A 23,452-nucleotide genomic window follows, 5' to 3' on the forward strand; every position below is an offset into this window, starting at 1 on the left:
GATTACAGTGACCAGTCTTAAACACGCGATCGACGCGCTCGAGCCGATCGAAGGTGGCTGGCGCGGCACCGTGCCGGAGAACTGGACGCAAGGCCGCACGGCGTATGGCGGATTCTCCGCGGCGCTTGCCCTCCACGCTGCGCAGAAATCCGACGTCGATCTGCCGCCGCTGCGGTCCGCGCAGGTGTCGTTCATCGGGCCCTTGTCGGGTGACATCACGATCCGGGCGCAGCGGTTGCGGCGCGGGCGCAACGCGGCGTTCGTCCAGGCCGATGTCGAGAGCGAGGCCGGGCTCGGCTTGCGCGCCACGTTCGTGTTCATGCGCGCGGTGGAGTCGCGGGTCGATCACCAGACCGGCCGCGCCCCCGACTTCCCGATGCCGGAGCCGGACACGCAGACCTTCCGCGGCCACAGTGCAGTGGCGTTCTCGCGCAACTTCGATCTGCTCGATCGTCGCGACGACAGCGTCGGGCCCGCCGAGTGGCTGCGCTGGGCGCGCCTGGTCGAGCGCGAGGGGCTCGATCCGATGGTCGAGCTGATCGCGATCGCGGACTGCCTGCCGCCTGCCGCGGTGAAGCTGCTCGGCGGCCCCGCCCCGCTCAGTTCGATGACGTGGCTGCTCAACATCCTCGGGCCTCAGCCGGTGACGCAGGACGGCTGGTGGCTGCTCCGCGCGACCACCGACTACACGCGGGAGGGGAGTTCGAGCCAGCAGATGGCGATCTGGAACGCCGGCGGCACGCCGGTCGCCGAACAGATGCAAAGCGTCGCGATCTTCGCCTGACGCCGGCACATCTTGCGACACATTGGCGGCCCGGCGGCAAAACCCTGCGACAACCGGGGTTTAGACCGGCGTCATTCGATGGGAATTCGTCCCACACAGCCGGAGTCCGACATGCGCAAGACCGTCCTCACCCTGATGCTCGCCGCCAGCGCGATCACCTCCGCCGCCAGCGCGCAGACCGCACCTGCAACTCCGCGCCCGCCGATGCGGCAGGATGCGAACCACGATGGCGTCGCCACACGCGCGGAAGCGATCGCGCAGGCCGACGCCCGGTTCGCACAAATGGACACCGACCATGACGGCCGGGTAAGCGGTGGCGAGATGCAGGCCTATCGTGCGGCGCTGCACGACCGGATGGTGGCCAGCGGCCGCGACGTACCCGTACCCCCGCCCGGTGGTCGCAAGCACGACGGCATGGGCCGGCGGATGGATCCGAACGGCGACGGCAGCGTCACGCGCGAGGAGTTCGAGGCGCGCGCGCTCAAACGGTTCGACCGGATGGATGCCAATCACGACGGCACGATCGACGCGACCGAACGCGCCAACGCCGCCGAGATGCGCCACGTCGATCGTCGCGAACGCCGCGAGCGCGTCACCCCGCCCGCACCCGCGCCCACCCCCGCGCAATAATCGGAAAGGGGGGGAAGCACCACGCCCCGGTGCTTCCCCTGGACAGCCGCCATGCTAGACACTGCCCCGATGGGAGATATGCCGCATCTGCTGCTCGTCGACGACGAGCGCTCGATCCGCGAGCCGCTGGCCGCGTACCTCACCAAACAGGGGTTTCGCGTCACGCAGGCGGGCGATGCGGAGAGCGCGCGGACGCGGCTGACGGCGTATGCGATCGATCTCGTCATCCTCGACATCATGATGCCGGGCGAGGACGGGCTGTCGCTGTGCCGCCACATCGCCGCGACCAGCGACGTGCCGGTGATCCTGCTGACCGCGCGGACCGAGGAGACCGACCGGATCATCGGGCTCGAAATGGGCGCCGACGATTATGTGGTGAAGCCGTTCTCGCCGCGAGAGCTGGCGACGCGGGTAAAGGTCATCCTGCGGCGCGCGACCGCGGGCGGTGCACGCCAGCATGCGCCCGAGGCGAACGCCTATGCGTTTGCGGGCTGGGTGCTCAAATCGGGCGAGCGCGCGCTGGTCGACCGCGAGGGCGTGTCGGTGCCGCTGTCGACCGGCGAGTATAATCTGCTGCTCGCCTTGGTCACGCGCCCACGCCAGGTGCTCACCCGCGACCAGTTGCTCGACCTGACTCAGGGACGCGAAGCCGCGGCGTTCGATCGCGCGGTCGACAATCAGGTGAGCCGGTTGCGACGTAAGATCGAGACCGATGCCAAGACGCCCGAGTTGATCAAGACGGTCTGGGGCGGCGGCTATACGCTGGCCGCCGAAGTGACCCGCCTGTGATCGCCCGTCTGTGATCGCCCGCCTGTGATCGCCCGCCCGTGATCCTACGCTCATGACCCGCCCCTGGCCGCCGAATCTGGCCGGGCAGATGGCGTTGCTGATCGCGCTCGCGCTGTTCGTCGCGCAGGCGATCAACTTCGGTCTGGTCCTGCGCGATCGGATCGAGTTTCGTCTCTCGCAGGCAACCCGCCCGGTCGCGACCCGGATCGCCGATGCGCTCGACCGCGAGGCGCATGGCGGGCGTCCCCTGACCGCGGATCGCGGCCGCGTCCGCCGTCTTCCCGCCGATCCGATCCGACGGATCGGAAACGCCGGAAACGAGAGCCATCCCGAGGTCGCCGCCGAACTTCGCCGCCAGCTCGCGGATCAGGGCGTGACGGTCGGGCGGATCGATACCGGGCTGCAGCCCTCGACGCTCGACGACGACAGCGACCGCGACAATCGCCGCCGCGCGGGGATCCGCCGCGGCGAGCGCGATGGCGCCACGCTGTTGATCGCGGTCGAACAACCCGGCCGCGGCTGGCTGACGATCACCGCGCCGTGGCCGCAACCCGGCGCGCGCCTGCTGTTCGCGTTGCTGAGCCAGACCGCGATCCTCTACATCATCGTCCTGCTGCCGGTGCTGTGGATCGTCCGCCGGCTGTCACGACCGTTGCGCGACCTGCGTGTTGCGGCGGAGCGGTTCCGACCGGGCGAGCCCGGCGCGCCGATGCCAGCGGAAGGGCCCGACGACGTCGCCGCGCTGATCGCCGCGTTCAATGCGCTGCGGTTGCGCGTGACGGGCATGCTCGACGAGAAGGACCGCATGCTCGGCGCGATCGGGCATGACCTGCGGACGCCTCTCGCCGCGCTGCGGGTGCGGATCGAGTCGGTCGAGGACGATACCGATCGCGCGAAGATGATCGATACGGTGGCGGAGATGAACCGGACGCTCGACGATATCCTGTCGCTGGCGCGGCTTGGGCGGCCGAGCGAGCCGCCGACCGATGTCGATCTGGCGGCGCTGGTCGATGCGGTGGTCGAGGATTTTCGCGACATCGGCAGCGATGTGAGCTTCGTCGAGGCGGACCGGCTGCGGATGCGGTTGCGCCCGTCGCTGATGCGCCGCGCGGTACGCAACCTGATCGAGAATGCGGTGAAGTATGGCGTCTCGGCGGAGGTGCGGGTCGAAGCTGGGGCGAAGACCGTGGCGATCGTCGTCGCGGACCAGGGGCCGGGGATCCCCGAGGACCGGATGGGCGACGTGTTCGATGCCTTCACGCGGCTGGAGAGCTCGCGCAACCGGGAGACGGGGGGTATCGGGCTTGGACTGGCCTTGGCCCGCGCGATCGTGCGCGAGGCTGGGGGAGAAATCCGACTGGTGAACCGCGCCCCGTCAGATCAGGCTGGCGGCGGCCTCGACGCGATCATCGAGCTCCCGCGCTAATTCCTTCTCCCTCTCCCCTCCGGGGAGAGGGTCGGGGTGAGGGGAAGCCAAGCAGTGCCACCCCTGGAACAGCCCCTCACCCCAGCCCTCTCCCCGAAAGGGAGAGGGAGCAGTAAGTTCAATCCTCGACGATCTGGCTGTTCGTCCGCGTGTCCTTCATGCGCAGATACACGACCAGCGACACCGCGATCATCGCCGTCACGTACCAGTAGAAGCCGCGTTCGAAGCCCGCGCCCTTGAACTTCAGCGCGACGAACTCCGCGGTCCCACCGAACAGCGTATTGGCCAGCGCATAGGGCAAGGCGACACCCAGCGCGCGAATGTGCGCCGGGAACAGTTCCGCCTTCACGACCGCGTTGATCGACGTGTAGCCCGTCACGATCACCAGCGCCGCCATCACCAGCAACCCGGCATAGATCGGGTTGGTCGCGGTCTCCAGCGCGGCGAAGATCGGGTAGGTGAACAGCACGCCGGCAATACCGAACCCGACCATCAGCGGTTTCCGCCCGATCTTGTCCGAAAGCCCACCCGCGATCGGCTGCAACAGCATGAACACGAACAGCGTCGCGGCGTTGATCTGGCTCGCCACCTCGCGGCTGAACCCGCTGGTGTTGACCAGGAACTTCTGCATGTAGATCGAGTAGGCGTAGAAGGCGAGCGTACCGCCCGCGGTCAGCAGCATGACCGTGATCGTCTCGCGCGGATGCTTGGTGATCAGCTGGATGAAGCCCGACTTGGGCTTGCCGTCGCCCGCATCGGCCTTGGCATTCTCGAAGCTCTGCGTCTCGGCGAGGCCACGACGGATGTAGAACACGACCACGGCGAGCACCGCGCCGATCGCGAACGGAATGCGCCAGCCCCAGGAATCGAGCGCCGCCTCGCTCATCGTCGACTGCAGTACGAGCAGCACGCAGATCGCGAGCAGCTGGCCCGAGATCAGCGTGACGTACTGGAACGACGAGAAGAAGCCGCGGCGGTTCTTGCCCGCCATCTCGGTCAGATACGTCGCCGACGCGCCGTATTCGCCGCCGACCGACAGACCCTGCATTAACCGCGCGATCACCAGCATCGTCGGTGCGAAGACGCCGATCGTCTCATAGCCCGGCGTGCACGCGATGATCAGCGAGCCCGCGCACATCAGCGTGACCGACACCGTCAGCCCGGCCTTGCGACCATGGCGATCCGCATAGATGCCCATGATCCATGCACCGATCGGCCGCATCAGGAAGCCGACCGCAAAGACCGCCGCCGTGCTGAGCAACTGCGCGGTGCGATCGGTCGACGGGAAGAAATGCGGCGCGAAATACAGGGTGAAGGCGGAATAGACGTACCAGTCGAACCACTCGACCAGGTTGCCCGTCGATCCACCGATGACGGCCTTGAGGCGCGTTTTCTGATCGGGTGCCATTACTTCGTCCCCTGCGGAGCTTGTGTCGGAAAGCCGCGCTTCTTGAGCAGCGCGTTCACATCGGGATCACGCCCCCGGAACGCGCGATACGCCTCGGCCCGATCGGTCTCGTTGCCGGTCGACAACAGGATCTTGGCGAACCTGTCCGCCGTCGGCTTGTCCCACGGACTGCCCGCCTCCTCGAACGCCGCGAAGGTGTCGGCGTCCATCGTCTCGGACCAGAGGTAGCTGTAATAGCCCGCCGAATAGCTGTCCGACGCGAACAGATGCTGGAACTGCGGCACGCGGTGACGCATCACCAGCTGCTGCGGCATGCCGATCTCGGCGAGTGTCGCCGCCTCGAACTTGTCGGGGTCGATCACGCCGTCGGGCACGGTATGGATCTTCATGTCGACGATCGCCGACGACAGATATTCCGCGGTCTTGAAGCCTTCGTTGAACTTGTTCGACTGCTCGATCTTGTCGAGCAACGCCTGCGGCATCGCCGCCTTGGTCTGGTAGTGCCGCGCATATTTGTCGAGCACGTCGCGGGTCAGCAGCCAATGCTCGTTCACCTGGCTCGGATATTCCACGAAGTCGCGCGGCGTGCCGGCGAGCCCCGGATAATAGACGTTCTGGAGCATGGCGTGGATCGCATGGCCGAACTCGTGGAACAGCGTCTGCGCATCGTCGAGGCTGATCAAAATCGGCTCGCCGGGCGCACCCTTGGCGAAATTGTTGTTGTTCGACGACAGCACGAGCTGCGCCGGCGCGAGGCCCCGTTGCCCACGATACGTGTTCGCCCACGCGCCCGATCGCTTGCCGGTCCGCGCGAAATCGTCACGGTAGAACAGCCCGACGTCCTTGCCGTTCTTGTCCGTCACGCTCCACACGCGCATGTTGGGCTCGAACACGGGAACGGTGCCGGTGATCTCCTTGAAGTTCAGCCCGTACAACCGGTTGGCAGCGTACAGCGAACCCTGAATGATGTTGCCGAGCTCGAAATACGGCTTCAGCTGCGCCTGATCGAGGTCATACCGGGCCTTGCGCACCTTTTCCTGGTAGAAGCGGTAGTCCCACGGCTCGATCGTCAGCGAAGTGCCGGCGACCTTCTGCATGTCCGCGACTTCCTCGGCCACGCGCGCCTTGGCGGCAGGCCAGACGCGCATCATCAGGTCCATCGCCGCGGCGGGGGTCTTCGCCATCGTGTCCTGCATGCGCCAGTCGGCATGCGTCTTGAACCCGAGCAGATGCGCGCGGTCGGCGCGGAGCTTCACGATCTGCGCGATCGTCGTGTTCGTGTCGTTCGCATCGCCATTGTCGCCACGGTTGACGAACGCGCGCCAGACCTTCTCGCGAAGTGCCCGATCGGTGGCGTAGGTCAGCACCGGATCGACCGCCGACCGCGTGTTGACGATTGCGAAGCCCGGCAGCTTCCGCTCGGTCGCAGCCGCCTTGGCCACCGCCTTCACGCTGTCGGGAAGCCCAGCGAGTTGCGCCTCGTCGGTAACCGAGATGGCTTTGCTCTCGTCGGCGAGCAGCTTCTCGCCGAAGGTCGAGAACGCGGTCGCGAGTTGCTGGTTATACTGCGAAAGCTGCGTCTTCTGCGCGTCGGTCAGCTTGGCGCCCTGGCGTACATAGCTGTCGTAGATCCGCGTCACGAGCCGGATCTGCTGCGCGTTCAACCCGCTCGAATTGCGCGCTGCATAGATCGCCTGGATGCGCGCGAACAATGGCTTGTCGAAGGTTATCGCATCCGACGCCGCGGAGAATTTGGGCGACCATTCGCGGTCGAGCTTCTGATACGCCGGGGTGTTCATGTTGCCGGTCATCACGCCGAACAGCGTCATCACCTGACCGTAGCGCTTGCCGGCCAGCTGCATCGGCACGATCGTGTTGGCGAAGGTCGGCTTGGCGCGATTGTCGGCGATCTTGCGGTAGTCCGCAGCGCGCTCGGCGAGCGTCGTCTCGAACGCCTGCGGGAAAAGCTCGGGGCGAACCTTGTCCCACGGCGGCACTCCGCCCAGCGGCCCGGTCCAGTCGGCGAGCAAGGGGTTCGTGGCAGGCGTCGTCGGTGGCTGGGCGGCGGGCGCGAGCTGCGCGACGACGGAGGTAGACGCCATCAGCGCGAATGCGCTGGCGGCGAAGTATAGAAATTGCACATGGATCTCCCGGTCGATGTCCCGGGTAGCATAGTGATAAAGTCACAATGCGGAACCCTGCCGCAGGATCGGGCGCGATCTTCGCCGATCCGCGACACTATTCCGGTTCACCCGTCCGTGTGCGTGCCGTACAGATACTGCGGTTCGAATTCGGCAAGCTTGGCGAGTTTCTGCTGGTCGAGAATGCAGACCTGCCCGCCCTTGAACGTCAGCAATTCACGCTCGCGCAGCACGCGCAACACGCGGTTGACGTGGACTCCCGTCAACCCCGTCGCCTCCGCCAGATCCGGCTGCGTCATCGGCAGCATGAACTGTCCGTCCTCGGCCATCCCGATCATCTCGAGCCGCGCGTTCAGTTCGCAGAACAGATGCGCGATCCGCCCTTCGGCGCCGAGCCGCCCGAGCCGGAAGATCCACTCGCGGTGCATCGCCGCATCGAGCAGCGTGCTGAACCAGAGCTTTTTCGTCAGATGCGGATAGCGCTCGGTGATCGTCTGGAGCGTGCGGTGTTCGAAACAGGCGATCTTCACCGGCCCTAGCGTGGCGATGTCGTGATCGAGCCGCTTCATCGGGAAGGCGTGGAGGTCGACGAAATCGCCCGGGACATGCACCGCGACCAGCTGACGCTGGCCTTCGCGGTCGTCCATATACCGGCACACGAACCCCTCGATCAGCAGCGTGCTCGTCTCGATCAGGTCGCCTGCGCGGACGATCTGTTTGCGCGCGGGCACCTGCCGCACGGATTCGATGCCGTCTTCCAGCACCTGCTTTTCTTCGTTGCTCAGCTCATGGCGGCCGCGCCCCATGAGGAATTTTTCCGAGATCATCGACACCCCTTCATCACCCGGCCTCGTACCGCCCCGCGCGATAGAAGAACAGATCGGGATTCGTACTGATCAATATCAAAGGTTATGCCGGATGCGAAACATTGCGGCGGTTCGCGGGTTCCTCCCCGACCATGTACCAGCCAATCTTTCAGAACGATCATCCGCTCGCGCGCAAGTTCATCGAAACGGTGCAGGCGCCGCAGTTTCCGTGTGTCGGCGCGAAATCGGCGCTCGCCAAGGGCCAGATGGATATCCTGGTCGCCCGTGACGTGCGATCTGCTTGGGACGACATGAGAATTTCTCCCGCGCTGGGTGAAACGGTACGGAAATACCGCGAAGACCGCGCGATCTTCCGGACGCTCATCATCCTGTTCGAGGCGCCCGCCCTGCTGTCCGAAGAAGAATTCGAAGCGCATCTTTGGGCGCGTGCCCAGTCGCTCAGCGACAAGGACGAGTGGCTTGGCTATCGTCCCGACCCGTCGGTGAGCAGCGATCCCGACGATCCACATTTTTCGTTGAGCTTTGCAGGGGAAGCCTTCTTCGTCGTCGGTCTGCATCCGAATGCGAGCCGCCCGGCGCGCAAATTCGAGTCGCCGGCGATGGTGTTCAACCTGCACGATCAGTTCGAGGTGCTGCGCGACCAACAACGCTACGACAAATTGCGCTCGTCGATCCTCGCGCGTGATCTGGAATATGCTGGTTCGATGAACCCGATGCTGGCGCGCCACGGCGAATCGAGCGAAGCGCGACAATATAGCGGACGCGTCGTCGACGAATCCTGGAAATGCCCTTTCAAGCGAGGCGAAGCCCGTGGCTGACATCAAGACGATCCCGCCGCGTTCGGGAGCCGGGTTCACGCTCGACAAGGGGCAGACGCTGACCGTGATCGACCCCGAAGGCCGCCAGGTATCGGACTTGCTCGCCTACAACCGCGCCGACGTTCGCGAGGCGATCTCGTCGGGCCGGACGCTCGATTATGCGAGCCGGTTGTACCTGACGACCGGCGACCTGCTCTATTCGAACCGCAGCAACGTGATGCTGGAGATCGTTTCCGACGATGTCGGGCGGCATGATTTCCTGCTGACGCCGTGTTCAAAGGAAACGTTCGCGATCATCTATGGCGACACTGATCCGCATCGCGGGTGCTTCGGCAACCTGGCCGAGGCGCTGGCGCCTTGGGATATCGAGCCCGACCAGATCCCGGTGGCGTTCAACTGCTTCATGAACGTGCCGATCAATGGCGAAACGGGCACCTTCACGGTCGAGCCGCCGTTGAGCAAGGCCGGCGACACGATCGTCTTCCGCGCGGCGATGGACCTGGTGATCGGCATGACCGCCTGCTCCGCGCTGCAATCGAACGGCGGCAGTTTCAAGCCGATCCAGTACCGCATTGATTGAGCGGCTCAGCGCGGTTGGCGGACCGCGCCGGCCGCGCGCACGTCGGCGATGCTCGGGTATCCGTTGACCGCCATCAGCAGATCGGCCTCGGCGAGCAGGCACTTCAGGACGTGCGCCGCACCGTCCGCGCCATCGAGCGCCAGACCGTAGCTATAGGGGCGGCCCACCCCGACCGCGGTGGCACCGAGCGCGAGCGCCTTCACGACATCGGTGCCCGACCGCACGCCCGAATCGAACAGCACCGGCGTCGAGCCCGAGGCGGCAACGATATCGGCAAGCATGTCGATCGCGGCGATCCCGCCATTCGCCTGGCGTCCGCCGTGGTTGGAGCAGTAGATCCCGTCCGCGCCCTCGTCGATCGCGCGCCGTGCATCGTCGGGGTGGCAGATGCCCTTCAGCACGATCGGCAGTGTGGTGAGCGAACGCAGCCACGGCATGTCCGCCCAGGTCAGCACGCGTCCGAAGGTCGCGGCCCACGCGCCGATCGCCGCCGCGGGATCCTCCTCGGGCGGTTTGGCGAGCAGTTTGCGGAAGGCGGGGTCGGAGAAGTAGTTCATCAGCACATGGCCGCGAAGCTGCGGGAAGTTCGCCGCATTCAGGTCGCGCGGTCGCCAACCGGTCACCCAGGTGTCGAGCGTCACGACGATCGCCTTGTACCCCGCCGCCTCGGCGCGGTGCACCAGGCTCTCGGCGACACCGACGTCCTTCGGCGTGTAGAGCTGAAAGAACCCCGGCGTATCGCCCAACGCCTGCGCCACGGTTTCGAGCGGATCGTTCGACAGCGTCGACGCCATCAGCGGCACGCCGGTCATCGCCGAAGCGCGGGCGGCGGCAAGATCGCCGTGCTGATCCTGCGTGCAGATGCCGTTGATCCCGACCGGCGCCATGAACAGCGGCGTCGGCAGCGTCATCCCGAACAGCTCGACCGACAGATCACGCGTCCGGCAGTCGACCATCATCCGCGGTACGAGGCCCCAATGGCTGAAGGCGCGCGCATTCTCGTCCTGCGTGAACTCATCCCCGCACCCACCCTGGAGATACGACAGCACCGCGGGCGGCAGCGCCGCGCTCGCGCGCCGTTCGAGCGTTGCGAAATCGACCGGCAGCTTCGGCACGACACCGCGCAGCCCAGCACCATAGATCGCGTTCTGGAAATCACCGTACTGCGCCATCGGACCCTCTCGCGTTTTTTATTGCGGCGATCGTGCAGGAGTGGAGCGGCGCGGGCAAGCGGCGGAATACCCGCATGAAATACCGGAGCGGTAACATCGCTGAACAGTATCCAGCGATATCCGCGAAATCGGACTTGCCCGACCCGCCCTCCTCCTGCACGGCTTGGATCATGAGCGAACCCGCGCCCCTGTTGTCGGTCAAGGCGCTCGGCAAATCGGTGCCGGGGCCGCGGCGGCTATTTGAGCATCTCGATCTTGAGGTCGCGGGCGGCGAGCTGGTCGCGATCATCGGCGAATCGGGGGTCGGCAAGTCGACCTTGCTCAACATCCTCGCCGGGCTCGACGACGCCGATGAAGGCAGCGTGGCGATCGACGGCGTGGTGCTCGGCCCGCTCGACGAGACCGCGCGGACGCGGCTGCGGCGCGAGCGGATCGGCTTCGTGTTCCAGGCTTTCCACATCCTGCCGTATCTCACGTTGCAGCAGAACATCGCGCTGCCGCTCGCGTTGATCGCGCCGGACGCAGCCGCGGCGAAGTTGCGCGCGGAAGCGATGCTCGATGCGGTCGGCCTTGGTGGCCGCGGCGACGGCTATGCGCGCGATCTGTCGGGCGGCGAATTGCAGCGCGTCGCGATCGCCCGCGCGCTCGTCCACCGGCCTGCGCTGATCCTCGCCGACGAACCGACCGGCAATCTCGACCCAGAGACGGCGGCGCGCGTGCTCGCGCTGTTCGCCGACGCGGTGCGCGGCAACGGCGCGGCGGGGATCATGGTGACGCATTCGGCAGCGACCGCGGCGATCGCCGACCGCGTGCTGACGCTCGGACGCGACGGGCTGGTGGAGCACCGTGGCGTTTAAGCCAGGCGAACGGGGTGAACCAGGCCTCCGCTCGAGCCGCCTCGCGCTCGGCTGGCTGATCGGCGGCGAGTGGCGGTTCCACCCTGCCCGCTTCCTGTTGACCGCGGTCGCGATCCTGGTCGGCGTGGCTCTCGGATTTGCAGTGCATCTCGTCAACGGATCGGCGCTGGCGGCGTTCGACGGGGCGATGCGCGGCGTGAGTGGTGCCGCCGAACTGTCGGTCCGCGCGACCAGTCCGCTGGGGATCGACGAGCGCCTCTATCCACACGTGGCACGCGCCGACGGCGTCGCCGATGCGAGCCCGGTCGTTACGCTGGAGGCGCGTATCGGCAAGACCCGACTGACGCTGCTCGGGGTCGACGTGATCCGCGCGGCGATGGTGACGCCGTCGCTGATCGGCGTGCGTCCGCCGGGTCTGGGACAGGACGCGTCCAACGACACCCCGTTCGACGAGGACTCGGTGTTCCTGTCGCGCGCCGCGCTGACGCAGGCGAACACAGCTGTAGGGCGGCGCATCGTGGTGACCGCGAACGGCCGGTCGGTGCCGCTGCGCATCGCCGGCACGCTGCCCGCGTCCGATGCCGCAACCGCAGTCGCGGTGATCGACATTGCCGCCGCGCAGTGGCGGTTCGGGCGCCTCGGCCGGATCGATCGGATCGACCTGGCGCTGGCCGATCGGCCCGCCGCGGAGTCGGCATTGCGCGCGATCCTTCCCGCCGATGCGATCCTCTCCACCGCGCAGACGCAGAACGCGCAGGGCGACTCGCTGTCGCGCGCGTACCGGGTCAACCTCGACATGCTGGCGCTGGTGGCGCTGCTGACCGGCGGCTTCCTTGTCTACTCGGCGCAGTCGCTGTCGGTGGTGCGTCGCCAGCGCGCGTTCGCGTTGCTGCGGACGCTCGGCATGCCGCGCGGCGGGATCGTCGCGGCGGTGGTGGTCGAAGGGCTGGCGATCGGCCTGGTCGGCGCATCGGCAGGGCTTGCCGCGGGCTATAGCCTCGCCTGGGCGGCGCTGCACTGGTTCGGCGGCGACCTCGGCGCGGGCTATTTCGGTGGTGGCGCGGCGCACGTCGTGTTCCAGCCGGAAGCGGCACTCGGCTTCTTCGCGCTCGGGCTGCTCGCCGCGGTGCTCGGCAGTGCGCTCCCCGCACGTGCCGCCGCCCGCGCCGCGCCCGCCGCCGCGTTGAAGAACGCAGGCGACGTCCTCGACCCGCGTCGCGCCGTGCCGTGGTGGCCCGCCGCCGCGCTGTTGCTGGTCGGTGGCGGCGTGGCGATGCTGCCAGCGATAAACGGGCTCCCGCTGTTCGGTTTCGCCGGGATGGCGGCGATGCTCGCGGGTGGCGTCGCCGGCGTGCCCTGGTTCGCCCGGACGCTGCTCGCGCCGATGGCGAAGCGAACGCGCGGTAGCGTGCCCGGGATGCTGGCGATCCGCCATCTCCACGGTGCCCCCGGCGAAGCGGCGACCGCGCTGTGCGGGATCGTCGCGTCGACCGCGCTGATGATCGCGATGGCGACGATGGTGACCAGCTTTCGCGGCGCGGTCGACGAATGGCTCGGGCAGGTGCTCGGTGCCGATCTGTATCTGCGCACGACCGCGGGGGCGAGTTTCGATCCGGCGACGCGGACGCGTCTCGGCACCACGCCCGGCGTCGCGCGGCTCGCCTTCAGCCGCCAGATCCCGCTGACCATCACGCCCGACCGTCCGCCGATCAGCCTGATCGCGCGGCCCGAACGCGGCGGTCGCGATCCGCTGCTGGTCCTGATCGCGAAGGGGTCGGCCTTGCCCGCCAACGCTCTGCCCGTCTGGGTCTCCGAACCCGCGCAACGGCTTTACGGCTGGGATCCGGATGAGACCATCACGCTGCCGATCGCCGGACGGACCCGGTTCGTGGTTGCCGGGGTCTGGCGGGATTACGGACGGCAAGCGGGCGCGGTGCTGATCGACGAGGGCGATTACCAACAGCTCACCGGCGACGAGGGCCGCGACGAGATATCGGCAATGGTCGCGCCCGGCCAGGATATCGGCAAGGTCGCCGACGCAATGACCGCGCGGTTGCCGGCGAGCCTCCGCGACCAGGTCGAGGTAGGTCGCCCGGCGACGCTCCGAAAACTCGCACTCACGCTGTTCGACCGGAGTTTCGCGGTAACCTATCTGCTCGAAGCGGTCGCGATTCTGGTCGGGCTTGCCGGCGTCGCGGCGACGATGTCGGCACAGACGATCGCGCGGGAACGCGAGTTCGGGATGCTGCGGCATCTCGGGCTGACGCGGCGCCAGTTGACCGCAATGCTGGGAATCGAAGGCGCGATCGTCGGGCTGACGGGTGCGCTCGCGGGGATCGGGCTCGGGCTGATCCTGTCGCAGGTACTGATCCACGTCATCAACCCCCAGTCGTTCAACTGGACGATGACGACGCGAATTCCCTACGAGACGCTGCTCGGGGTCGCCGCGGCGTTGACCGGGGCGGCCGCGATCACCGCCGTGCTGGCAGGACGCCGCGCGACCGCGAACAGCGCGGTGCAATCGGTACGGGAGGATTGGTGATGCGCCGCAAGCTGCCGCTATTGCTCGGCTTGATCGCGACGGTCGGCGTCGCCGCTCCCGCCGCGACGCCCTACCCCGTCGTCCGGCCCGGCATCGTCCTGCGCTTCCCGGCCGATCACGGCGCACATCCGCAGTTTCGCACCGAATGGTGGTACGTCACGGGCTGGCTGAAGACCGATGCGGGCGAGGATCTCGGCTTTCAGGTCACCTTCTTCCGCACGCGGCCACCGGGCGACGCGCGCAATCCGAGCCGGTTCGCGCCGAACCAGGTGCTGTTCGCGCACGCCGCACTGTCCGATCCCGCGACCGGCCGGCTGCTGCACGGCGAACGCGCCGCGCGCGCCGGCTTCGGTCTGGCGCAGGCGCGTACCGGCGATGCCGATATCGCGATCCGCGATTGGCGGATGCTGCGTGCGAAGGACGGGCATTGGACGACGCGCGTGACCGCCGACGGTTTCGGCCTGGCGCTCGATCTCCAGCCGACGCAGCCGCCGCTGCCGCAGGGTCGTGGCGGCTACAGCCAGAAGGGGCCGCGGCCCGAGGAAGCAAGCTATTACTACTCGATCCCCCATCTGCGCGTGACCGGGCGGGTGATGCGTAGCGGGCGGGCGGTCGCGGTACGCGGCGAGGCGTGGCTCGATCGCGAATGGTCGTCGAACTATCTCGCGCCGACCGCGCAAGGCTGGGATTGGACGGGGCTGAACTTCGACGACGGCTCGGCACTGATGGCGTTCCGGATCCGCCGCAAGGGGGGCGGGATCCTGTGGTCGGGCGGGTCGCTGCGCCGCGCGGATGGCACGACGACGGTGTTCGGGCCCAACGACGTCGCGTTCCGCCCGCTCGCGACATGGCGGAGCAAGGCGACCGGTGCGACCTATCCGGTGGCACAGGAGCTCAGCGTGCGTATCGCCAACCGGATCCAACGCTGGCGCCTGACGCCGATGTTCGCCGCACAGGAACTCGACGCGCGCCGCAGCGGATTGCCGGTCTATTGGGAGGGTGCGGTTCGCACGCGTGGCGGCCGGGGGTATCTCGAACTCACCGGCTACGATCGCGCGCTGGCGATGTAGGGCGCGCGCCTCAGAAGCCCGCGGCCGAAAGCTGCGACCGGAAGCTCAGCCGGTCGTGCTCGGAAATCGGCGGCAATTGCCGTGCGGCCTTCCCCTTGCGCAACCGCGCGCGATCCTTCTCGGACGGTTCGACGCGGCGCACCCGCACCGCAGCCAGACCACCGGTGCGTATGCCGAGCAGTTCGGCGGCGCCGCGCGACAGGTCCAGGATCCGCGCATGACCGGCAAAAGGCCCGCGATCGTTGATCCGGACGATGATCCGCCGTCCGGTGTCGAGCGCGGTGACCTCGACATAGGTCGGCAGCGGCAGCGTGGTATGCGCGGCGGTCGGCCACTCGGCACGGAAACGCTCGCCATTGGCGGTCCGGTTGCCCGATTCGCTACCGTACCAGCTCGCATAGCCCAGCACGTCGTAGCTCGGATCCGCGGCCGGAACATAGGTCGTGCCGCGGACCCGATAAGGCCCGCCGAGCTTGACCTGCGCGTCGCTGACCGGACGGTACGATCCGCCTGCGCACCCCGCCACGAGGAACACGGCGAGGCAGGCGACCCTGGCCAGCGGTGTCGAAAATCTGTGCATGCAGGTCATCGCCGTTGATAGAAGATATGGGACTCGACGATCGCCACCTTGACGAGCGAGCTGCGCCAATACGGCACCATCCAGTCGGTATGATAGTGCGTCGCGCGGCCGACCGGCGCGTAGACATAGCCACTGAGCGCACGACGGGCGGCACGCCGCGCCTGTTCCCAGCCGTCATGTTCGGGCCGCCGCGTGCGCGACCCGTCGCAGCTGAACGAGAACTGGCACCCGGTCGTCCGGTTCGCCCCCTGATAGACGACGCCGCACACCGTCTTGGGAAAGCCCGCCGCGCCGACGCGGTTGAGCACGACCTGAATCACCGCGCGCTGCGCGTCGCGGTCGTCGCCCGCCTCGTACAGCGCGACGGTCGCGAGGCATTCGGTCGCCTGGAGCCGCGCGGCCGGACCGCCACGGAAGCGGAACGGCGCCGCCGCCCGGCGCTTGGCGGTCGCGATCGGGACGAGCGCATTCGAAGCGCGCGCCTGCGCCATCGTCAGCCGCGGTTTCCGGTTGCCCGTGGTGGTTTCGGTCGGCCAGGGCACATCGGTCAGCCATCCGATGACGACCGCGAACGCAACGACCGCGCCGAGCAGGAGGAGCCAATGCTCGGACGATGGCCTCAGCCCGGATCGCTTGCGCCGTCGCGACGAGACATATCGGACCGGTCGCTTCGCCATCCCGCGTCCTTACCCACGAAATTTTCGCAAGGGAACGGTGGGTATGACGCTCGCCCGAGGGTCGAAGCGTGATCGTCGGAGAGAGATGGTGCCCCTGGCCGGAATCGAACCAGCATGCCTTGCGGCAACCGATTTTGAGTCGGTCGCGTCTACCAATTTCGCCACAGGGGCAGCGGCGGGTTGGCTAGACGAAGCTTTCGTTCGCCGCAAGCCATCTCGGCGAGGAATTGTGACCGTTCAGTTTCTCGGCGGTTGGCGGCGGTAGCTGAGCGCCTCGGCGATGTGGATGCGGCCGACGGTCTCGCTGCCGGCGAGATCGGCGATGGTGCGGCCGACACGGAGGATGCGCGTGTAGCCTCGCGCGGTCAGCCGCATCGCTTCGGCGGCTTGGGCGAGAAGCTTGCGGCCGGCTTCGTCGGGCGTGGCAACGGCGTCGAGCAATGCGCCGTCAGCCTCCGCATTCGTGCGAACCGGGTGGTCTCGATACCGGTCTGCCTGGATCGCACGGGCGGCGGCGACGCGAGCGGCGACTTCGGCCGAACCTTCGGTCGGCGGCGGGAGGATCAGGTCGGCGGCGCTGACCGCCTGGACGTCGATGTGCAGATCAATTCGGTCGAGTAGCGGACCGGAGACCTTCGCCTGATAATCCGCGGCGCATTTCGGGGCGCGCGCGCAGGCTAGGCTCGCATCGCCGAGGTGGCCGCATCGGCACGGGTTCATCGCTGCGATCAATTGCACGCGAGCAGGGAACGTTACGTGCGCGTTGGCCCGCGCGACGCTGACCGTGCCGGTTTCCAGCGGTTGCCGCAGCGAATCGAGCACGGCGCGCTGGAACTCGGGGAGTTCGTCGAGGAACAGCACGCCGAGATGCGCGAGGCTGACCTCGCCCGGCTTCACCTTCAGCCCGCCGCCGGTAAGTGCCGCCATCGATGCAGAATGGTGCGGCGCGCGGAACGGGCGGGTTCGGGTCAAACGCCCGCCTGAGAGAGTGCCGGCGACCGACTGGACCATCGACACTTCCAGCGCTTCGGCCGGGTCTAGAGGCGGAAGGATGCCCGGCAGGCACGACGCCATCAGCGATTTGCCGGAGCCGGGCGGGCCAACCATCAGCAAATTATGCGATCCGGCGGCAGCGATCTCCAGCGCGCGCTTGGCAGTCTCCTGCCCCTTTACCTGCCGCAGGTTCGGGCCACGGTCGGACTGTTCCGCGACGCCGGGCTTGGGTGGGCTGAGCAGGCCGTGGCCCTTGAAGTGGTTGAGCAGCGACAAAAGGTCCGGCGCGGCGATCACCTCGATCTCGCCGGCCCATGCCGCCTCCGATCCTTGCGCCGCCGGACAGACGAGCCCCTTCCCCACTTCCGACGCATGCAGCGCCGCGAGCAGCACGCCCGGCGACGCGGTGATCCGCGCATCGAGCCCGAGTTCGCCAACGATCACGTAGTCCGCCAACGCTTCGGCATCGACCACGCCCATCGCTGCGAGCAACGCTAGCGCGATAGGAAGATCGAAATGCGATCCTTCTTTCGGGAGATCGGCGGGCGACAGGTTCACCGCGATGCGTTTCGGCGGCAGCGACAGCCCCATCCCGGCGATCGCGCCCCGCACGCGTTCGCGACTTTCGCCGACCGCCTTGTCCGCGAGGCCGACGACGTTGAATGCAGGAAGTCCTGGAATCAGTTGGACTTGCACCTCGACCGCGCGTGCTTCCAGCCCGAGATACGCCACCGTCGCCACGATCGCCGCCATGCCCGCTCCCCCGCGACACGACGTCACGCCTTATTCATACCCGATTTGCCATGTCTGCAAGGACGCGTCGCACCGATCGCCCCACCGTCTTGCCATCCTAATACACCGGACCCACATGCCTTCCGTGAAAGCAGTCCGCTCCCCCGTTCTTCGCTTCGGCCAGTTGCTGCTCGGGATCGTGCTGATCCTGAGTGCGCCGATTCTCGCGCCGCTGCCGGGACCGGCGGGGATATTCCTGTTCGCGGGTGGGATGGTGCTGGTGCTGCGCAATTCGCGCTGGGCGCGGCTGAAATGGGCGCGGCTGAAGCGGCGCTGGCCGAAGACCGGGCATTTCGTCGATCGGATGATGCGTCGGCAGAGCGCGATGCGCCGGCACGAGCGCGCGAAGGCGGCTAAAAGCGCCACTGCCGCGACCGGTGTGAATTGACTTCCCCGGCCCCTTTCCGTAAGCGCCCAGCCATCAAGGCCGTCCCCGTGGCGGCCGTTTTCTATTTGATGACCTAGGGAATGACCAATGAAGCGGACCTTTCAGCCGAGCAACCTGGTACGCGCACGCCGTCACGGCTTCCGCGCACGGATGGCGACGGTCGGCGGCCGGGCAGTGATCCACGCACGCCGCGCCCGCGGTCGCAAGAAGCTGTCGGCCTAAAAATTCTCGACAAGCGCCGCGATTTTCTCGCGGCGAATGCGGGGAAGCGCGCACCGATGCCGGGATTCGTCCTGCTCATGCGCCCCCGCGATGACGGTGACGAGACGATGCGAATCGGCTTCACCGTCACCAAGAAGATCGGCAACGCCGTCGTCCGCAACCGCATGAAACGGCGGTTGCGGGCGCTGGCGCGCGAGCTGTTGGCGGAACGCGGCGTTGCTGGGGCCGATCATGTTTTGATCGGGCGTAACGGCGGGGTCGAGCGGGATTACGCTTTGTTGCGGACCGAGCTTGAAAAGGCGTTTCGCAAGGTTACGCCGCAAGCTGCTGCGAACACCTCAGCAGAAACTACCAGCCCAGCACAGGCCACCACCCCGGCGAAGGCCGGGGCCCAAGTGGGAAAGCGGCCGTGATGAGTGGCTGCGCCTCTTTACCAATGTCCCCCGATTGGGCCCCGGCCTTCGCCGGGGTGGTTTTGGGGTTGGGATGGCGGAAGAACGAGTGTTACTCGACGCGCCTCCCCCGCTCCTTGTTCTCCCGCGAAGGCGGGAGCCCAGACTGGGTCCCCGCCTTCGCGGGGAAACACGCTATTGACGTGCGCGAGCGTCGGTTTTGACATGCTAGCCCGCCTCCTCATCCTCCTCGCCCGCGCATGGCAACTCGGGCCCTCGCTCGTCCTGCCGTCGAGTTGCCGCTACGATCCTTCGTGTTCCGCCTATGCAATCGAGGCCGTTGGGCGCTATGGCGCGCTCAAGGGGGGCTGGTTGGCGGCGAAGCGTATCGCGCGTTGTCATCCGTGGGGCGGGTACGGCCCCGATCCGGTCCCAGATATCGACAAGAAACTGAAAGACGCCGCCCTGTGAAAGACGACAAGCAGAATTTCGTGCTGTTCGCGGTGATCGCGGCGCTGATCCTGTTCGGATGGCCGCTGATCCAGGGCAAGTTCTTCCCGACCGCGAATCCGCCGGTCACGAAGATCGAAGCCGGCAAGACCAAGGCCGTCGCCAACCCCGCCGCCGATCCGGCCGCGGACGGTGCCGCCGCGGTGCGCGATCGCGCCGCGGTGATCGCCGAAACGCCGCGCATCCGCATCGAGACTCCGCGCGTGTCCGGTTCGATCAACCTGAAGGGCGCGCGGATCGACGATCTCGTGCTCAAGGGCTATGACGAGACGGTCGCGAAGAACTCGCCGCCGATCCGCCTGCTCTCGCCCGCCGGCGCGCCCGACGCGTATTTCGCAAGCTTCGGCTGGCGCGCGCAAGGGCTGACCCCGCCCGCCGCCGACGCCGTCTGGACGCCCTCGGGCGCGACCACGCTGACGCCGACCACGCCGGTCACGCTCGACGCGACCAACGCCACCGGGCAACGGTTTCGCATCCAGATCGCGGTCGACCAGGATTACATGTTCACGGTCCGCCAGACCGTCCTCAACGCCGGCACCGCGCCCGTCCCCGTCGCCACCTATGGCCTCGTCAACCGCGTCGGGATCTCGAAGGATCCGTCATCGATGACGATCCATGTCGGGCCGATGTCGGTCGACAATGGCGGCGCGCATTACCGCCCGAACTACAAGGACATCGACGCCGCCGCGCAGAAGTTCACGACGACCGGCGGCTGGCTCGGCTTCACAGACAAATACTGGCTGACCGCGATCATCCCCGACCAGGGTCAGTCGTTCGACGGCCAGTTCCGCGCCGGCGCCAACAAGGCGTACCAGGCCGATTACGCGCTCCAGCCCAAGCAGCTCGCACCCGGCCAGGCGATCACGCAGACCTCGCGCTTCTTCGCGGGCGCCAAGGAAGTCCGGCTGCTCGATCGCTACACCGACAAGGAAGGCGTCGCGAAGCTCGACTACGCGATCGACTGGGGCTGGTTCCGGATCGTCGAGAAGCCGATCTTCTATTACTTGGACCTGTTGTTCCGCACGATCGGCAACTTCGGTGTCGCGATCATCCTGCTGACCGTGACGATCCGCGGCCTGTTGTTCCCGATCGCGCAGCGTCAGTTCAAGTCGATGGCGGCGATGCGCGCCGTCCAGCCCAAGGCGAAGGCGCTTCAGGAAAAGCACAAGGACGACAAGGTCCGCCTGCAGCAGGAGACGATGGCGCTGTACAAGGCCGAGGGCGTCAACCCGCTCGCCGGTTGTGCCCCGACGCTGCTCCAGATCCCGATCATGTACGCGCTGTACAAGGTGCTGATGCTGACGATCGAAATGCGTCATCAGCATTTCGTGCTGTGGATCAAGGATCTGTCCGCACCCGATCCGCTGACGCCGCTCAACCTGTTCGGCCTGCTCGCCTTCACGCCGCCGCACATGATCGCGATCGGGGTCGTGCCGATCATCCTCGGCATCAGCATGTACTTCCAGTTCAAGCTGAACCCGACGCCGATGGACGACACGCAGAAGCAGGTCTTCGCGCTGCTGCCATGGGTGCTGATGTTCGTGATGGCGCCGTTCGCGGTCGGCCTCCAGGTCTACTGGATCACCTCGAACTGCCTGACGATCATCCAGCAGAAGCTGCTCTACGCCCGCCATCCGGGCCTGAAAGTGCCGGTGACCAAGTGAACGACGTTCCCAACTTAGGTCCTGACCTCGAGCAGACCGACGCACCGTTCACCCCCGAGATGCTCGAGCACGCGCGCAAATTGTTCGCGGGGCATGTCGGCTTCCTGAAGTCGGCGCCGACGCTCGAGTTCCTGCCCGACGCGTCGGTGCCGGAAGTGGCGTTCGCGGGTCGCTCGAACGTCGGCAAGTCGTCGCTGTTGAACGCGCTCACCGGGCGCAATTCGATGGCGCGCACGTCCAACACGCCGGGCCGCACGCAGGAGCTGAACTTCTTCGACGTCGGCGCGCCGCTCGCGTTCCGGCTCGTGGACATGCCCGGCTACGGGTTCGCCAAGGCGCCCAAGGACGTCGTCAAGAAATGGCGCTTCCTGATCAACGACTTCCTGCGCGGGCGTGACGTCCTCAAGCGCGCACTCGTGCTGATCGACTCGCGCCACGGCATCAAGGACGTCGACCGCGAGATTCTCGAGATGCTCGACAAGGCTGCCGTGAGCTACCGCATGGTCCTGACCAAGGCGGACAAGATCAAGGCGTCCGAGCTGGTCGAGGTGACGGAGCGCACCGCAATCGAGGCGCGCAAGCGTCCGGCCGCGCATCCCGACATCCTCGTCACGTCGAGCGAATACGGCATGGGTATCCCCGAACTCCGCGCTGCGGTGGTCGAAGCGGTCAGCTAAAAGAACGATTGCGGATCGATCGACTGATTCCGCCTGACACCGTTCGTCAAACTCCGTAACGCCCCGTCAAAGGGGAGAATACGGGATGCGTATGCGTGCAGGGGCGATGCTGGCGATGGCGGCTATGCTGTCGGGTTGCGGGGGTAGCGACAGCGGGTCGGTCTCGACGGGAGGCAGCACATCCGCGACACCAACCCCGACTGCGGGCTGCTCGTTACGGGAGCGCCAGGACTGGGCCGCCGCACAATTGCGCGAATGGTATCTCTTCCCGGACACGTTGCCCGCAACCCTGAGCCCCGCGGCGTACAGCACGGTCGACGATTACATCGATGCGCTGACCGCCACCGCGCGGGCGCAGCGCAAGGACCGGTATTTCACCTATCTGACGTCGATCAAGGAAGAGACCGCCTATTATACGTCGGGGTCGAGCGCGGGGTTCGGCATCCGGTTCGCGCTCGATCAGACCGGCCAGCGGCTGTTCGCGACCGAGTCGTTCGAGGGGGCTCCCGCACTTGCAGCCGGGATCGATCGCGGCACGGAGATCCTGGCGATCGGCACGACGGCGGCTAATCTCCGCACGGTCAGCGCGATCATCGCCGCCGAAGGCACCGCAGGACTGACCACGGCCTTGGGTCCCGACACCACCGGCACGGCGCGCGTATTCCGCGTGTCCGATGCTGCGGGAGCCCGGAACGTGACGGTTGCCAAGGCCGACTTCACCTTGCTGCCGGTGTCGACGCGGTACGGCGCGAAGATCATCGACGATAACGGCCAACGCGTCGGCTACATCAACCTGCGCACCTTCATCTCGACCGCCGAACCCGCGCTGAAGGCTGCGTTCGCCGATTTCCGCGCCAAGGGCGTGACCAACGTCATCGTCGATCTGCGCTACAATGGCGGCGGGCTGGTCGGGACCGCCGAGTATCTCGGCGACCTGCTCGGCGGCGGCCGATCGACGTCGGAAGTGTTCGACTACACGACGTTCCGCACCGAGAAGGCGTCGAACAACACGACGCGCTTTTTCGCGCCACAGCCCGAATCGATCGCCCCGACACGGATCGCGTTCATCGGCAGCGGGGGGACGGCATCGGCGAGCGAACTCGTGATCAACGCGTTCACCCCCTATCTCCACGCCAATGCCGCGCTGATCGGCACCAACACCTATGGCAAGCCGGTCGGCCAGATAGCGCTCGACAAACCGGCCTGCGACGATCGCCTCCGCGTGATCGCGTTCGCCACGCAGAACGCGGCGCGCAACGGCAATTACTTCGATGGCCTGGCATCGACCGTCGAGGCGACCTGCCGCGCGGACGACGACATCGGCTATCCGCTCGGCGATTCGCGTGAAGCCTCGACGCGTCGCGCGCTCGACTTCCTCGCCGGCCGCACATGCTCGGCGATCACCAGCGATGTCAGCGCGCAATCGGCACGGACCACCGCGAGCACGCGGAAGGACCTGCTGATCCCCGCCGCCCCGACCACCGCACAACGGATGGTCCCCGGCTCGTTCTAA

Annotated in this window: 23 protein-coding genes and 1 tRNA gene; 16 read left to right on the forward strand and 8 right to left on the reverse strand. The window is 67.0% G+C overall.

Annotated features, from left to right (window positions below):
• Window positions 1-7: 7 nt before the first annotated feature.
• From ASG20_RS08705 to ASG20_RS08720, 4 genes are all read left to right on the forward strand, one after another.
• Window positions 8-784, forward strand: a complete 777-nt coding sequence (locus ASG20_RS08705) for an acyl-CoA thioesterase (RefSeq protein WP_056051116.1) — start codon at window positions 8-10, stop codon at window positions 782-784.
• Between the two features lie 111 nt (window positions 785-895).
• A complete protein-coding gene (locus tag ASG20_RS08710; protein WP_056051119.1) occupies window positions 896-1,414 on the forward strand; it encodes an EF-hand domain-containing protein in 519 nt (172 codons plus the stop codon).
• Between the two features lie 69 nt (window positions 1,415-1,483).
• Complete coding sequence (locus ASG20_RS08715) at window positions 1,484-2,203, forward strand: response regulator (RefSeq protein ID WP_056051122.1); 720 nt, start codon at window positions 1,484-1,486, stop codon at window positions 2,201-2,203.
• 52 nt (window positions 2,204-2,255) lie between these two features.
• Window positions 2,256-3,629, forward strand: coding sequence for a sensor histidine kinase (locus ASG20_RS08720; RefSeq protein ID WP_056051125.1), 1,374 nt, complete (start codon window positions 2,256-2,258; stop codon window positions 3,627-3,629).
• A 118-nt stretch (window positions 3,630-3,747) separates the two neighbouring features.
• Here the strand turns inward: ASG20_RS08720 and ASG20_RS08725 are convergent, their stop codons facing one another.
• From ASG20_RS08725 to ASG20_RS08735, 3 genes are all read right to left on the reverse strand, one after another.
• On the reverse strand, window positions 3,748-5,037 hold the full coding sequence (locus ASG20_RS08725) for an MFS transporter (RefSeq protein WP_056051129.1): 1,290 nt from the start codon (window positions 5,035-5,037) through the stop codon (window positions 3,748-3,750).
• Window positions 5,037-7,178: a M3 family metallopeptidase gene (locus ASG20_RS08730; RefSeq protein ID WP_082470862.1), complete on the reverse strand. Its 2,142-nt coding sequence runs from the start codon at window positions 7,176-7,178 to the stop codon at window positions 5,037-5,039. Before ASG20_RS08730 ends, ASG20_RS08725 begins: the two co-directional genes overlap by 1 nt.
• Window positions 7,179-7,285: 107 nt before the next feature.
• Complete coding sequence (locus ASG20_RS08735) at window positions 7,286-8,005, reverse strand: Crp/Fnr family transcriptional regulator (protein ID WP_056051132.1); 720 nt, start codon at window positions 8,003-8,005, stop codon at window positions 7,286-7,288.
• Between the two features lie 131 nt (window positions 8,006-8,136).
• Here ASG20_RS08735 and gntA point away from each other — a divergent pair, with 131 nt between their 5' ends.
• A complete protein-coding gene (gene gntA, locus ASG20_RS08740; RefSeq protein WP_056051135.1) occupies window positions 8,137-8,823 on the forward strand; it encodes a guanitoxin biosynthesis heme-dependent pre-guanitoxin N-hydroxylase GntA in 687 nt (228 codons plus the stop codon).
• A complete protein-coding gene (locus ASG20_RS08745) occupies window positions 8,816-9,403 on the forward strand; it encodes a DUF1989 domain-containing protein (protein ID WP_056051138.1) in 588 nt (195 codons plus the stop codon). Before gntA ends, ASG20_RS08745 begins: the two co-directional genes overlap by 8 nt.
• Window positions 9,404-9,408: 5 nt before the next feature.
• Here ASG20_RS08745 and ASG20_RS08750 read toward each other — a convergent pair whose 3' ends face one another.
• The gene (locus ASG20_RS08750) at window positions 9,409-10,575 is read right to left on the reverse strand and encodes an alpha-hydroxy-acid oxidizing protein (RefSeq protein WP_056051141.1); all 1,167 of its coding nucleotides are present in this window, start codon (window positions 10,573-10,575) and stop codon (window positions 9,409-9,411) included.
• Between the two features lie 170 nt (window positions 10,576-10,745).
• On the opposite strand from ASG20_RS08750, the gene ASG20_RS08755 reads away from it, so the two are divergent.
• From ASG20_RS08755 to ASG20_RS08765, 3 genes are read left to right on the forward strand one after another with little or no spacing between them, the layout of a single operon-like run.
• Window positions 10,746-11,432, forward strand: a complete 687-nt coding sequence (locus ASG20_RS08755; protein ID WP_156364192.1) for an ABC transporter ATP-binding protein — start codon at window positions 10,746-10,748, stop codon at window positions 11,430-11,432.
• Window positions 11,422-13,974 (forward strand): FtsX-like permease family protein, encoded by a 2,553-nt coding sequence (locus ASG20_RS08760; RefSeq protein ID WP_056051147.1) that lies wholly within the window; start codon window positions 11,422-11,424, stop codon window positions 13,972-13,974. Before ASG20_RS08755 ends, ASG20_RS08760 begins: the two co-directional genes overlap by 11 nt.
• On the forward strand, window positions 13,974-15,044 hold the full coding sequence (locus ASG20_RS08765) for a lipocalin-like domain-containing protein (protein ID WP_056051150.1): 1,071 nt from the start codon (window positions 13,974-13,976) through the stop codon (window positions 15,042-15,044). Before ASG20_RS08760 ends, ASG20_RS08765 begins: the two co-directional genes overlap by 1 nt.
• Before the next feature lie 10 nt (window positions 15,045-15,054).
• Here ASG20_RS08765 and ASG20_RS08770 read toward each other — a convergent pair whose 3' ends face one another.
• From ASG20_RS08770 to ASG20_RS08785, 4 genes are all read right to left on the reverse strand, one after another.
• On the reverse strand, window positions 15,055-15,624 hold the full coding sequence (locus ASG20_RS08770; RefSeq protein WP_056052876.1) for a septal ring lytic transglycosylase RlpA family protein: 570 nt from the start codon (window positions 15,622-15,624) through the stop codon (window positions 15,055-15,057).
• A 5-nt stretch (window positions 15,625-15,629) separates the two neighbouring features.
• The gene (locus tag ASG20_RS08775) at window positions 15,630-16,301 is read right to left on the reverse strand and encodes a cell wall hydrolase (protein WP_056051155.1); all 672 of its coding nucleotides are present in this window, start codon (window positions 16,299-16,301) and stop codon (window positions 15,630-15,632) included.
• 86 nt (window positions 16,302-16,387) lie between these two features.
• A tRNA-Leu gene (locus ASG20_RS08780) sits at window positions 16,388-16,472 on the reverse strand.
• 66 nt (window positions 16,473-16,538) lie between these two features.
• Window positions 16,539-18,047 carry a YifB family Mg chelatase-like AAA ATPase gene (locus ASG20_RS08785; protein WP_056051157.1) on the reverse strand — a complete coding sequence of 503 codons (1,509 nt, stop codon included), beginning with the start codon at window positions 18,045-18,047 and terminating at the stop codon, window positions 16,539-16,541.
• Window positions 18,048-18,162: 115 nt separating this feature from the next.
• On the opposite strand from ASG20_RS08785, the gene ASG20_RS08790 reads away from it, so the two are divergent.
• The 7 genes from ASG20_RS08790 (at window position 18,163) to ASG20_RS08825 (ending at window position 23,452) form a co-directional block, all read left to right on the forward strand.
• The gene (locus ASG20_RS08790) at window positions 18,163-18,474 is read left to right on the forward strand and encodes a hypothetical protein (protein ID WP_056051160.1); all 312 of its coding nucleotides are present in this window, start codon (window positions 18,163-18,165) and stop codon (window positions 18,472-18,474) included.
• A gap of 87 nt (window positions 18,475-18,561) precedes the next feature.
• Complete coding sequence (rpmH, locus tag ASG20_RS08795; RefSeq protein WP_031393806.1) at window positions 18,562-18,696, forward strand: 50S ribosomal protein L34; 135 nt, start codon at window positions 18,562-18,564, stop codon at window positions 18,694-18,696.
• A 56-nt stretch (window positions 18,697-18,752) separates the two neighbouring features.
• Window positions 18,753-19,109 (forward strand): ribonuclease P protein component, encoded by a 357-nt coding sequence (gene rnpA, locus ASG20_RS19000; protein WP_231420272.1) that lies wholly within the window; start codon window positions 18,753-18,755, stop codon window positions 19,107-19,109.
• Window positions 19,110-19,313: 204 nt separating this feature from the next.
• Window positions 19,314-19,559: a membrane protein insertion efficiency factor YidD gene (gene yidD / locus ASG20_RS08810; protein ID WP_056051180.1), complete on the forward strand. Its 246-nt coding sequence runs from the start codon at window positions 19,314-19,316 to the stop codon at window positions 19,557-19,559.
• Window positions 19,556-21,262 (forward strand): membrane protein insertase YidC, encoded by a 1,707-nt coding sequence (yidC, locus tag ASG20_RS08815; RefSeq protein ID WP_056051183.1) that lies wholly within the window; start codon window positions 19,556-19,558, stop codon window positions 21,260-21,262. The genes yidD and yidC overlap by 4 nt, the downstream gene beginning before the upstream one ends.
• A gap of 59 nt (window positions 21,263-21,321) precedes the next feature.
• Window positions 21,322-21,939 carry a ribosome biogenesis GTP-binding protein YihA/YsxC gene (gene yihA / locus ASG20_RS08820; RefSeq protein ID WP_056052878.1) on the forward strand — a complete coding sequence of 206 codons (618 nt, stop codon included), beginning with the start codon at window positions 21,322-21,324 and terminating at the stop codon, window positions 21,937-21,939.
• A gap of 85 nt (window positions 21,940-22,024) precedes the next feature.
• Window positions 22,025-23,452 (forward strand): S41 family peptidase, encoded by a 1,428-nt coding sequence (locus tag ASG20_RS08825; RefSeq protein WP_231420271.1) that lies wholly within the window; start codon window positions 22,025-22,027, stop codon window positions 23,450-23,452.

Origin of the sequence: Sphingomonas sp. Leaf198, assembly GCF_001424005.1 — a bacterium.
In the GTDB taxonomy this organism is placed as follows: Bacteria; Pseudomonadota; Alphaproteobacteria; order Sphingomonadales; family Sphingomonadaceae; genus Sphingomonas.